Annotated in this window: 11 protein-coding genes; 2 read left to right on the top strand and 9 right to left on the bottom strand. The window is 45.3% G+C overall.

Translation table 11 applies throughout. The annotated features are described in order from the left end of the window. Positions 1-4: 4 nt before the first annotated feature. The 6 genes from LO777_RS10620 to LO777_RS10595 form a co-directional block, all read right to left on the bottom strand. The gene (locus LO777_RS10620; RefSeq protein ID WP_228853890.1) at positions 5-391 is read right to left on the bottom strand and encodes an ArsR/SmtB family transcription factor; all 387 of its coding nucleotides are present in this window, start codon (positions 389-391) and stop codon (positions 5-7) included. Between the two features lie 128 nt (positions 392-519). Then, positions 520-1,455 (bottom strand): hypothetical protein, encoded by a 936-nt coding sequence (locus tag LO777_RS10615; protein WP_228853889.1) that lies wholly within the window; start codon positions 1,453-1,455, stop codon positions 520-522. Between the two features lie 145 nt (positions 1,456-1,600). Further along, positions 1,601-2,236, bottom strand: a complete 636-nt coding sequence (locus LO777_RS10610) for an RNA polymerase sigma factor (protein ID WP_228853888.1) — start codon at positions 2,234-2,236, stop codon at positions 1,601-1,603. A gap of 48 nt (positions 2,237-2,284) precedes the next feature. Then, on the bottom strand, positions 2,285-3,301 hold the full coding sequence (locus LO777_RS10605) for a tetratricopeptide repeat protein (RefSeq protein WP_228853887.1): 1,017 nt from the start codon (positions 3,299-3,301) through the stop codon (positions 2,285-2,287). A gap of 327 nt (positions 3,302-3,628) precedes the next feature. Beyond that, the gene (locus LO777_RS10600; protein WP_228853886.1) at positions 3,629-3,895 is read right to left on the bottom strand and encodes an SHOCT domain-containing protein; all 267 of its coding nucleotides are present in this window, start codon (positions 3,893-3,895) and stop codon (positions 3,629-3,631) included. 69 nt (positions 3,896-3,964) lie between these two features. Continuing rightward, positions 3,965-4,375 (bottom strand): hypothetical protein, encoded by a 411-nt coding sequence (locus tag LO777_RS10595; protein WP_228853885.1) that lies wholly within the window; start codon positions 4,373-4,375, stop codon positions 3,965-3,967. Between the two features lie 311 nt (positions 4,376-4,686). On the opposite strand from LO777_RS10595, the gene LO777_RS10590 reads away from it, so the two are divergent. Both LO777_RS10590 and LO777_RS10585 read left to right on the top strand, forming a co-directional pair. After that, positions 4,687-6,417 carry an ATP-binding protein gene (locus LO777_RS10590; RefSeq protein WP_228853884.1) on the top strand — a complete coding sequence of 577 codons (1,731 nt, stop codon included), beginning with the start codon at positions 4,687-4,689 and terminating at the stop codon, positions 6,415-6,417. A 5-nt stretch (positions 6,418-6,422) separates the two neighbouring features. Further along, positions 6,423-7,784: a sigma-54-dependent transcriptional regulator gene (locus tag LO777_RS10585; protein WP_228853883.1), complete on the top strand. Its 1,362-nt coding sequence runs from the start codon at positions 6,423-6,425 to the stop codon at positions 7,782-7,784. 74 nt (positions 7,785-7,858) lie between these two features. On the opposite strand, the gene LO777_RS10580 is transcribed toward LO777_RS10585, so the two are convergent. From LO777_RS10580 to LO777_RS10570, 3 genes are all read right to left on the bottom strand, one after another. Continuing rightward, a complete protein-coding gene (locus LO777_RS10580) occupies positions 7,859-8,458 on the bottom strand; it encodes a hypothetical protein (RefSeq protein WP_228853882.1) in 600 nt (199 codons plus the stop codon). Then, entirely contained in the window at positions 8,455-9,090 is a 636-nt protein-coding gene (locus tag LO777_RS10575) for a TorD/DmsD family molecular chaperone (RefSeq protein ID WP_228853881.1), read from the bottom strand. The genes LO777_RS10580 and LO777_RS10575 overlap by 4 nt, the downstream gene beginning before the upstream one ends. 110 nt (positions 9,091-9,200) lie before the next feature. Continuing rightward, positions 9,201-11,732 carry a molybdopterin-containing oxidoreductase family protein gene (locus LO777_RS10570; protein WP_228853880.1) on the bottom strand — a complete coding sequence of 844 codons (2,532 nt, stop codon included), beginning with the start codon at positions 11,730-11,732 and terminating at the stop codon, positions 9,201-9,203. Between the last annotated feature and the right edge of the window lie 41 nt (positions 11,733-11,773).

Raw genomic sequence — 11,773 nt, 5'->3', positions numbered from 1 at the left:
CGAATTAACTGTTGTTTAAAAACTCTTCGTTGAGATGTTCAAGGGCAAGATGGACAAGGAGACTGACATGATTATCGTTGAGCCGGTAATAGAGAACCGGTCCATCCCGACGATTACTGACCAGCTGCAACTGTCTCAATTGCCGCAGCTGATGGCTGACTGCAGATTCACTGACTCCCAGGAAAAACGCAAGATCGCAGACACACATTTCGTCTTGGTCGAGAGCCCAGAGAATTTTCAACCGGTTCGGGTCGCCCATGGCTTTAAACAGAGCCGCCAACTGTTCATTGGCCTTTTCAGGCAATGCCTGTTCATGTGCTGCCTCTACTCTTTTTTCATGGATACAGCGGCAGTCACACTGTTCATTCTGCAAAGATACATTGTTTTCCATTGTAATCCTTTTGTTATATGGATAACAAATATATGATCATTTGTTCATATATATAAATAGGTCTCTTTGCTTTGTCAAGAGAAAGAAGGGAAAGGCCGGGGCAACTTTCCTGGCCTTTCCCTGTTACGTTACCATTTACCGCCATGGTCTCCTGAGCTGCCTTCGTGTCCCCCTGAACCATTTCCTTCCGATCCGCCACCATGGCCTCCGGATCCGCCACTGTGATCATTTCCGTTCATGCCGGTATCATGATCCTGATTTCCCGAAGAACTGGAGCTGGATCCGCCCCAGCTGTTTTCGGATTCCATAGAACCGGCAGACATGTCATTGTCATGATCGTTACCGCCCATGCTGCCATGGTTATCATTTTTCCCGGCACTGCTCATCATTCCTCCAGCACCTGAAATCATACCGGAACTGTAACCCCCCGACCCTGGTTCATGAATTCCGGCTTGAATATTGGAACCATGTCCTGAAAACCAGCCCGACTCCATATTTCGTGCTGTTGCCTCATTTAACTCCTGAACTCCCACACCGCTCATGTGGTCAATTTCCGGCTTCATTCCCTGGCTACGGGGAGTATCATTGATGTCATGGCCAAGTCCAAGCATATCAGGATTTACCCCCAGTTCATGGCCAATCTTTCCCCAATTCATGCCAGCATCATGCATTGAATTGATATCAGGCTCAGCGACACCGCTCACCTGGGAGAGTTCTTTCATGTAGTTCTTTTCCGCAGTTTCCAGTGTCCTGCGTGCAGCTGAAATTGTATTGCGGTTACGGCTCTGCTTTGCTGCCAGAAGAGCGTCATGTGCATTCTTGAGATCACTCAATGCTGTTTTTAAATCATCATCGTCAAGTGCGGCTTTTTCTGCAAGATTTGCGACGTTAAGTGCTTCTTCCGGGCTGGTAAATACCGGTACTTCATTCCCGGGATCAATTTCCTCGATTGAACTGTTTTGTTCTCCAGCGGTAGTTGTTGCAAAAATGTCCATTGGTTGTGAAACAATGCTCAACGACAAGGCCAGTAAAACAGCAACACCATACTCTTTTTTCATACCCATGCTTTTTCCTCCCTTTTTTTGTCACCGGGACTTGTGAAACTCAGTGTCCCTTCATGCAATTTGAATTTATTGTGCATTGCTCGTGTTTTCAGGTTCTGCGCCCCCAAAATCAGCTGGCACAAACAGTCTCTTCCGCATCTCATGATTACGTTTCCTCCAGGGAATATGTTTGACTTTCACTACCTTCGAAACATTTTAATTGATAAATATCGTTATATTTATTGTTTTCATAACGTTCACCTCCCAAGACCCGCTTCATTTTTCCAAGTCCTCTTGAAATTCTCATTTTCACAGCACTTTCAGAGAGCTTGAAAATTGTGGCCAACTCGGCGATGGGTAGTTCTTCCTTATACCTGAGTAGAATAATTTCCCGTGTTATTTCCGGGAGCTTTTCAAGAGCGGCGTAGAGATTGTTGATTTCTTCTCCGGCAAGTAATTTTTTTTCCTGCTGCGAACCATTCTCAATAGTTGGTTTCTCCCACTGCAGTTCGCTAAGTGCACGGAGTTTGACCACATTGTTTCGCTGCCAGTCCCTGGCCCTGTTTACTGCCAGGGAATAAATCCAGGAGAAAAAACGTCTTTTGCAATCAAACGTGGAGAGTTTGTTGTACGCTTTGAGAAAAACATCCTGAGTCAGGTCGGCTGCTTCCTGTTCCCGGCGACTGTACCTGTACATAAGATTATAGATTGGTCTCTCGTAACGTTTGACAATTATAGAATAAAGTTGAGTATTTCCCGCCAGAATCCGACGAACGGTATACTCATCAGTTTCGCTATTCATTTCTTACCTTTCACTACGGCCGGTTGAGGAAAAAGTCACAGTTCTGGTTTAACTTTTGCTCAATTTCTTTGCAGGTCGCAGACGTGTATCCATTGCAGTAAGGAAGAAACGTACCGATTCTCCATTTGCTATACGTTTTCCATCAATTATTGTCTTTTCAGGTTTGTCAAACCAGCTGATTCCGATCTTTTCAGTCGTTAATGCAGGAAATTGTTCGAGCAGGTATTTTTTGATACTGACAGCACGCAGCCTCGCAAGGTCTTTGTTATTTTCCTGAAATACCAGGACCTGCAGTTTACCATTGCCAATATTTGAGACTGTCGCGCCAATGACATTAAGTGATCCCAGCGCCCGCTTACTTAATACCGCGGTAAAGGGTTTGAACTGTATATTGGCAAGAGTTATTGTGCGGCCTCTGAGATGGTGGTTCCGGTAGGAAAAATCTCCCAGGCTGTTGAGGTGATTTGTCGCAAGAATTGCGAGATTCCCTGAAGGATATCTTGATAGATATGAAAGCCAGCCCACTTTTTCTTCGGAACGGCGTTTCAAAATCCTGGCAATAAGGGCACGATTATATAAAGCTGATGGGCTGGATGGCCAGATGTGAAGAACTTTTTGGTATATGGCAAGTGAGGCTTCGTAATCTTTGTCTTTCAACAGGTTATGACCAAGATAGATCATCGCCTGGAGATGTTTTTCTTTTATCGCAAGTGCCGCCTGGTAGCTCTTTCTTTCCTGTTGAATTAATCCAAGTTCTCCTTGGGCTACACCCTGCCAGAACAGATAATCCGCATCTTTTCGATTAAGGGATACTGCCTTTTTCAGATAGGGTAGGGCCTGTGCAGATTTCTTCCTGGCAAGCAGAAAACGCCCCAGGTAATAATTTGCCAGTGGATCTGTCGGATTGTTGGCAACGGTTGCCCGAAATGTCGATTCTCCCTCGGAATATTCTTTTGTCTGCAGATACCTGGTGCCTTGAAAGCTGTTTTTAACAGCCTGTCCCACACCACACCCGCTCAACAAGAGAACTGAACATCCAAGAATAATAATATTTTGAAAACGCATTATTCCTCCTGTGAATAATAATGTTGATGAGTATCTTTCTAGTTCCTTTTACGTATGACATCTGTATATGTCACATTGTCATATAAAAAATATAAAACAGACTGCTTCATTTTCTGCAGGATCAATGCAGTGAAGAAAATAACCCTGCGTGAGCAGGGTTATGAATGAATGGGTATGGCCGGGCCCAATGGCTCAGCCATTTATTATGCCTCCAGGGTACACAGAACGAATGAAAATCCCGACTGCGGCAAAAGGATCTTCCGCGGCAGTATTTTCAGATAAACAAAGGGGGCAGCGAGTTATTATCTGGATACAGATTTCACATTCTCACCTGTCGGGCGCGAGAACCTGATGCATTTCCTGATACTCTTCAAGAGATATTTCTCCTCTTGCAAGTCTGGATTTAAGAATATGCAAAGAATCCTGCTGATCAGTAAAACCACTGGGAACAGGTCTGGATGAACGAAACAGCCTGTAACACGCATAGGTCAGAACGAATACCATCAGTAAGACAAAAAAAACATTCAGAAATCCGAAGCCAATCCCCCAGCCTCCCGTACCACCCCAAAACCCGTTCCAGTCGCAGCCCCACATAATCCCACTCCTTTTTTCCTGACAAGGGCAATGCCGGAGAATGTATTCTCCGGCATCAGTCATGAAATATTACCAGCATCCGTACCCGTATCCACCATTCATCATACCGGGCCCCATCATCATGCCGGGTCCTCCCATCATGTTGTAGGAAGCAACACCATAACCATATTTTTGAGCGGTCTGTTCGAGGGCCAGTTGATTCGCAGCAATATCCCTGGCAAGTGCATTGACTTTCTCTGTATCGTAGCCAGGAGTTGCCACCAGGGCATTTAATTCAACTCTGGCCTGGGCGATTTTCAAGCGGAGATCACGGGTATCTGCCTGAAACTGCGAATTGTTTCCGTTGTTGTATCCGACATTTGTCATACCATAACCAACACCCATCCATGGGCTGCCATAATTCCAGGCAGATGCATTTGTTGCTGCGATTCCGAGTAAGAGAGCGCCCGTGGCTACTGCTGCAATAAGTGTGCGTTTCATAATATTTCTCCTTTTTTTGTTTATCCTGGCGTGATTGCCGTGATTGTTTATTTGCTTCTTACATTGCACCTGTCATGCCAAAAAAATTATTTTTTATATTCTATGTTATTACATATAGTTAGAATTCATGTCCCCGTTCGTGGGAATAATTTGCTTGCCTGGAGTTCATGTTATGTTTAAAAATTAAACATCAGTTAGTGTCAGTGATTAATTTTTAAACACAATGCCCTTTGGTCTCTACCATGAAGACGGCTGTATTTCAAAGATTTGATAGATATTTTGGCAATTATTCCAGTTGGTTAACTATTGGAATGAGTGCTATTCTTGTCACGGTTGTCTTTACTCTTGCTGTCATGAATTACAATCGTGAAAAAAAATATATGATCAAAATTCTCAATGAAAAAGGAGCTTCATTGATCAGAACGTTTGAGGCCGGTGCCAGAACCGGTATGATGGGGAGATTCGGAACCTTACCCCGGCTTGATACCCTGATAAAAGAGACAGCATCCCAACAGGACATACTCTATATTGCTATTGTCGATTCTTCCGGTATTATTCTGGCCCATAACATTTCCGGCAAAATCGGGAATCACCTTATGGCATCCGGTCGCTCAGCAGAGCTTACTCCGACAACGGATGTTCAATGGCGATTGATTGGTGATTCCGGCAGACATCAGACGTTTGAAGTGTATAAGCTTTTTCTACCGGCTTTCAGGCAACAGAACCCGATGGAACATGGCACAATGAACGGTCCCCGCGATATGGGACGTATGGGAAGCAGCTGTGAATCAAGCTGGATGATGGGGCTGCCTGCGGAAAAAATATTTAACCCGGAAAATCGTCCCGCAATATTTATTGGGATGGATGCAACACCCTTTCAGGAGGCAATCAGGGAAGATATCAAATTCACACTTATTTTATCCTTTACCCTGATCCTGCTGGGAATGGCGGGAGTAGTGTCTCTTTTCTGGGCCAGGAATTCAACAAAATCAAAAAAATTACTCGGCGACATGCGTGCTTTTGCCTATGAAATGATAGCGACACTTCCCGAAGGCATTATAGCAACGGACAATCAGCTGAAAATCAGATATATAAACCAGGTAGCCGCTGATATGTTGAATATTCAGACAATCAGCAGCAGGGGAGTGTCCCTGAACACGGTTTTACCATCCACCATAGTCTCTTTGTGCAACTCTTCCAGAACCAGTGGTGCTCTTATCGAGGATGAGGTGGAGATAAAACATGTTGATGATCGTACTTTTCCCGCATCGGTTATAGCTACAAACGTCCTGTCCGACGACGGCACATTCGTTGGGCTCATGCTTATTGTCAAGGACCTGACACAACTGAAAAAACTGCAGATGGAGGTGCAGCGGAAGGATAAGCTTGCAGCCATTGGCAACCTGGCGGCGGGGGTTGCTCACGAGGTGAGAAACCCACTCAGTTCCATCAAAGGTTATGCGACCTATTTTAAAAGTCTTTTTGAGAAAGACAGTGAAAACAGCAGAGCTGCCGATGTACTTATATCTGAAACAGACCGGCTGAATCGTGTTATTACGGAACTGTTGGAATTATCCAAACCTTCTGATGTAAAACTCAGGAAAACAGCCCTGCGTCCTCTTCTGGAATCCACCCTGCGACTGATTCAGCACGAGGCGCAAAGTTCAAATGTTCAGGTTGATCTGGAAATTAATGACGAGGTTACCTTTGCATTTCTTGACCCTGACAGATTTACCCAGGTTATGGTCAATATTTACGTGAACAGTATTCAGGCAATGGTGGATGGTGGTATTCTCAATCTCAATGTTTCTGCAGATCAGAATCATATCACCATCTCAGTATCTGACACCGGTCCCGGTTTGAAAAAAGAGATTGCCCGGAAGATGTTTGATCCGTATTTCACTACAAAAACAAAAGGTACCGGGCTGGGACTGTCCATTGCTCAGAAAATCGTAGAAGCACACCATGGTACAATACGAGTTGATTCCAGGGAAGGAAAAGGGACCTCCGTTATTATTTCCCTGCCAGCCAGAGTGGAGTGAAACAGATGAAAGGCAAGATACTGATAGTCGACGATGATACTGCTCATCTTTCCATGTTGAAAACTGTTCTCAAAGGATGGGGGTACAAGACAAATGAGGCTGATGATGGTTCCACAGCCATTTCCGTTGCACAGGACACGGTGTTTGACGGTATTCTCATGGATGTGAAAATGGCACATGTTGATGGTATTGAGGCTTTACAGGAAATAAAAAAAATTAATCCGGCAATTCCAATCATCATCATGACTGCCTATTCCTCTGTTGAAACTGCGGTTGAAGCCATGAAATTTGGTGCCTACGATTACCTGACAAAACCACTCAACTTTGATGATCTGAAGATAACACTTGAAAGATCACTTGAGCATATGGCACTCAGCAGGGAGAATTTATCACTCAAGGAAAGGCTTGCTTCGGAAAATTGCCTCTCAAATATGATTGGTTCAAGTCCTGCCATGGTTGATTTAAAAAAAATGATTCAAACCATTGCGCCATCCGAAGCTACGGTGCTGATTCTCGGAGAAAGTGGTACAGGAAAGGAATTGATTGCCAGGGCTCTTCATTCATGCAGCATGAGAAAGGATGAACAGCTGGTTACTGTCAATTGTGCAGCACTCAGTGAAGGACTTCTTGAGTCTGAACTGTTTGGCCATGAGAAGGGATCGTTTACGGGTGCCGAGAGAAAAAGAGATGGCAGGTTTATGCAGGCCAATAAGGGGAGCATATTTCTTGATGAGATAGGAGAAGTCCCGCTCACCATGCAGGCAAAACTCCTTCGGGCTATCCAGGAGCGGGAAATCCAGCGGGTTGGGAGTGATAAAGTGCTCCATGTCGATGTGCGGATTATTGCAGCGACAAATAAAGACCTGCTCAACAGTGTTAAAGACGGTTCATTTCGTGAAGACCTTTACTACCGGCTTAATGTTGTTTCTTTAAGTGTTCCTTCATTACAGGAGCGCAGAGAAGATATTCCGATACTTGCCAGATTTTTTCTCGACAGACACGCCGCCGGCAATCGAAAGTCCATACGCAACTTCACACCGACAGCGATGAATTGCCTGACAGGATACGGATGGCCGGGTAATGTGCGGGAACTGGAAAATGCCATTGAAAGAGCTGTCGTACTCTGTAACGGGAACTATATTTCCGAAAGAGAATTACCTCCTGCCCTGCTCCAGGATATGGAAGACAATACAAAAGCCAGCCGCCCGTTGGCCGAAATGGCCGGCCTGCCACTTGGCGAAATTGAAAAAGAAGCTATAATTCAGACATTACAGAAAACCGATGGCAATAAAAGTGAAGCGGCAAAACTGCTCAATATTACGCGTACGACCCTGAACAATAAAATCAGGAAATACGCCATTTTGTAAAAATATCCTTGCCAGGTTGCAGTTCCCTGTATGTTGCCTTGTTGAGCAGCGGACCCGCTGCTTGGAAGTTACTATCAGAAATCGATATAGTCATAATCGATTATTTCCTCCATGTCTCCCGCAGAATGTTTTCGATAGTAGACCATTTTGTTGAAGGTGGGTTTGAAAATAATAACAATAGAGTTCTGCTTGTTGGCAAACCCCTGTTTCTGACCTGGCGGGTAGTAGCGAAACAGCACAAGAATATCTTTGTACTCATAAATCTCAACCTCAACCTGGCCGGCCAGGCTGTTGGCCGTGGTTTTTCTTTTTTCCTGGAGTGTTCCAAGATCAGTGACCAGGCTCTGGAGATATTTCTCATTGATCAGGTTATTTATAGCGCCAGTGTAATAAAGGATGACAGATATCAGTTTGTTTTCAAAGAGTTTAAATTCAATCCGTTGCACCTCTTTTTCCGGGACTGTTACCCGGAAAAGAGTCACGTGAAAATTATCTTCTTCAATAAATTCAATTCCGGGAAAAGAGTGTTCAATAACAGGAAACGGGCTGTTCCATGGTATCCCCATACAGGTACCCGGAACTTGGTTTTTCTTTTTTGATACCAGTGCCGGAGAAGCAGTACAGCTGAGTATTACTATAATGATTATCAGAAGGGGGTTGCAGATATATTTCATTTGACAGCCTGTTGTTGGATGAGTTCTCCTTCCTGCTGTAGAAAGTTTTTGGCCAGTGCTGCAATTTCCCTGTAAAACGGGAGTGTGGCGTTTGTCATGATCTTGTCCATCAGCCCAGGTCCCCAAGCCAGTAGGTGCTCAGTGAGAAACCTGTTCTTGATCGATTTCAGGTTCTCTGCAAGATCCTGGTCACCATCTGAACGGGCTGTTTCCATCCGCTCTTCAATTTTCTGGACGAATTCAAATTCTGCGGCGATATGATCCGGCATTCCGCCAAATTCAGGGCGGTAAGCAAGCCCTGTAGCCTCAATGAATTTTTTTACAGCCACTGTATCAGCGCCCCAGAGTTTGCCGTAATCACCATCATCCCGGGGGCGATGGACCGATTCATGGGGTGAGATAAAGTTCCCCGGTCCAATAAACAGGGTAGCAAATTCAACCGCCAGATCTTCAAGCAGGAGTGTTGCGTCTCTTTTAAAAAAATCATCACCAAGATTGACTCCCAGTGTTTCCAGGAGGTCTCGAAATTCAGGGTTGCGCAACATTTCCAACTGTTTCAGGTCGATTTCCCGGGCAAAAAAAGTGGCTAGCAAGCCATATATTCCGGCAACATTACTGTCGGTTTTTTCCAAAATACCCCTCTCAAAAAAAGAATTTTCATCAACTGTAGACAGCAAATGAATAAAATACAGGGCAGAAGGAGATATGTATCCTTCCACCCTTATTACAGTGTACTGTGTTGTCAGGCTTTACTGACTGAAACAACCTCATCCATGTAACAGAGCTGTCCGCTGACCGGATTTGGTTTGTTACTTATCAACCAGTTGGGATGTACTCCATATGTATCCCACCATTTCAGGTTCAGGTCCGGATCATTATCCGAAGCCATGGGCGATTTGCGACCGGAACCATAGCGTCCTGATTCTTCCCGACCAAGGTGGTAGGAAATGGCGATAGTCCCGGGAACGATCATTTCATTGACGTAGGCCTTTATTTTGATTGTTCCGTTTTTTGATTTGAGGCTCAGTTCGTCTCCATCCTTAATGCCCAGTCCGGCTGCAGTTTTACCGTTGATCCAGGCCGGATTGTCGTGAAACATCTCACTGAGCCACTTGCAGTGGGACGATCTGGAGTGGATCTGAACGGCAACTTTATACGTGGTGAGGACCAGCTTGTTGCCACCCAGAGCCTCATGGCCGGGAATATCTTTCCATGTTGGCAGAGGTTCAAAGCCCTTGGCCTTGAGCAGTGCGGAATACAGTTCAAAATATCCGCTTTTATTGACCTTGTCCGGCTTAAACCCCTTGTAGACCTTGTTGCCGATTTTCTGGCCAACATAACCCTTGTAACTGTAGTGAGTTTCAAAGTAGCCTTTTTCTCTGGCCACGGCTTCGGTCTTGGCTTTGGATTTTTTCCAGTTCCAGTATACTCCGGTTGCTTCATCAAAGATAACACCGTCTTTCTTGAGATCGGTCTCTTTGATCACTTTTTTGTGAACATGAAAGAGAGGCTTTGCTTTTGGATCATGATAAACCCCGTGTTTTTTCATATATTCAAAAGCTCCACCGGGCAGTCCTTTTAAGGCGGGAGTCATTTCACACGAGCGTTTTACAAACTCCTCCATGTTTTCAATACCTAGAGGCATATCCATCCGTTTGGCCAGATCACAAAGTACATCACTGAAGTTGCGACATTCACCCAGTGGTGCAACAACAGGCTGGCGCAGTTCAAATTCGGCTACCTGAGTTGGAGAAGCGTTTCCATCCCAGTCCCAGCGTTCAAGATAGCTTGTGTCCGGAAGAATGAGATCTGCAAGTTTGCTGGATTCATCATAAACAATATTGGAGGTGACAGTAAAAGGTATCAGTTTCTCGTCGGAGAGAATATCCTTGTTCTCCTGGCATTCGCCGTTGACATAGACCGGATTGTAACAATACCAGAAATAAATATCGGGCCTGCCGTGAGAGCCGTCCTTGATCATCTTCAGGATCTGGTGGCTGGCACCATGGTTGGGATACGCGATGTTCCAGCCATTGGTGATTTTTAATTTCCTGGCCTTCGGTTTGATTTTAGGTCCTTTGGGGTATTTCCAGTGTGGAGCAACTGCCAGACACCGTCCTCCGGGGCTGTTGACATTACCGGTTATCATGGCCAGCATCTGTGCTGCCCGTTCACCCTCAGTGCCATTCATATGCGCAACAAGGCCGCGATAACTGATGACTGTAGCGGCTTTTGCCTTGGCAAATTCCCTGGCATACTTGATAATGTCTGTTGCTGCCACACCGCTTTTTTTCTCGGCCCACTCGGGAGTGTAGGAGGCAAGATGTTTTTTGAGTGCAGCAATCTTTTCATCTACAGAGGCGTTGACATCCTCGGTAGCTCGAATAAAAGTGAAGGCCTCCCTGTCGTACAGATCTTCCTTCATGATTATGTTGTTAATGGCAAGCAGTACTGCCAGATCCGTTCCCGGACGAACCGGCTCCCATTTAGTCGATTTGGCAGCAGTGTTGGAAAGGCGGACATCAAAAGTAATAAAGGGGACTTTACGTTCAACAATGCCCTTGATCATCCGTTGTGCCAGGGGAATGTGGTTTGTGTGGGCTTCAAAGAGGCTGCAGCCAAAATTGAGAACATATTCGGTATTGTCAAAATCCCAGTTATCATAGTGCTTGCCCCAGGTGAGTTCCTGGGCAACAAACTTCCCACCTTCACAGATTGTCGTATGGTTCCCAATGGTTTTTGAGCCATAGGTACCCATGAAGACTGTCTTGGGCAGTTTGGAAGAGCTTCCCTTGGCCCGCCCGTAATGGTACATGAATTTTTCGGGATGGCCATCATCACGCAGTTTTTTCATTCGGGCTGCGAGGTCCGTGAGGGCCTCATCCCAGGATATTCGTTTATATTTGCCATCGCCACGTTTTCCTACTCTTTTCAAAGGGTAGAGAATACGGTCAGGGAAGTAAACCTGATTGATTCCGGCCTGTCCCTTGGAACAGATTTTGCCCATACTGCGAATGGAATTGGGCTGTCCTTCGATCTTGACAACCCTTCCATCTTCAACAAAGGCAATTTTGGGATCCCGGGTAACACAGTTAAAGCAGACAGTTGGCACTGCTTTGCGCTCTTTACCGGTATCAGGGTTGAAATCTCTGCCTCCCTGGGAGAGCTCTATTGATCCGGCCAGGGCATTGCCTGGTATTCCTTTGCCGGCGGTCAGTAAAACACCGCTGGCGGCAGCCAGTTTCAAGATATTGCGGCGGCTGATTTTTTTCATTTTTTGAATCCTCCTGTATATAAAACAGATTGTTATTTATT

Source organism: Desulfomarina profundi, from assembly GCF_019703855.1.
GTDB lineage: Bacteria > Desulfobacterota > Desulfobulbia > Desulfobulbales > Desulfocapsaceae > Desulfomarina > Desulfomarina profundi.
This window is presented reverse-complemented; position numbering and strand designations above follow the sequence as displayed.

What these genes read in the sequence shown, in the direction of transcription:
- LO777_RS10620 (WP_228853890.1), bottom strand. Translation starts at nt 391, where the DNA reads ATGGAAAACAATGTATCTTTGCAGAATGAACAGTGTGACTGCCGCTGT.
- LO777_RS10615 (WP_228853889.1), bottom strand. Translation starts at nt 1,455, where the DNA reads ATGGGTATGAAAAAAGAGTATGGTGTTGCTGTTTTACTGGCCTTGTCG.
- LO777_RS10610 (WP_228853888.1), bottom strand. Translation starts at nt 2,236, where the DNA reads ATGAATAGCGAAACTGATGAGTATACCGTTCGTCGGATTCTGGCGGGA.
- LO777_RS10605 (WP_228853887.1), bottom strand. Translation starts at nt 3,301, where the DNA reads ATGCGTTTTCAAAATATTATTATTCTTGGATGTTCAGTTCTCTTGTTG.
- LO777_RS10600 (WP_228853886.1), bottom strand. Translation starts at nt 3,895, where the DNA reads ATGTGGGGCTGCGACTGGAACGGGTTTTGGGGTGGTACGGGAGGCTGG.
- LO777_RS10595 (WP_228853885.1), bottom strand. Translation starts at nt 4,375, where the DNA reads ATGAAACGCACACTTATTGCAGCAGTAGCCACGGGCGCTCTCTTACTC.
- LO777_RS10590 (WP_228853884.1), top strand. Translation starts at nt 4,687, where the DNA reads ATGAGTGCTATTCTTGTCACGGTTGTCTTTACTCTTGCTGTCATGAAT.
- LO777_RS10585 (WP_228853883.1), top strand. Translation starts at nt 6,423, where the DNA reads ATGAAAGGCAAGATACTGATAGTCGACGATGATACTGCTCATCTTTCC.
- LO777_RS10580 (WP_228853882.1), bottom strand. Translation starts at nt 8,458, where the DNA reads ATGAAATATATCTGCAACCCCCTTCTGATAATCATTATAGTAATACTC.
- LO777_RS10570 (WP_228853880.1), bottom strand. Translation starts at nt 11,732, where the DNA reads ATGAAAAAAATCAGCCGCCGCAATATCTTGAAACTGGCTGCCGCCAGC.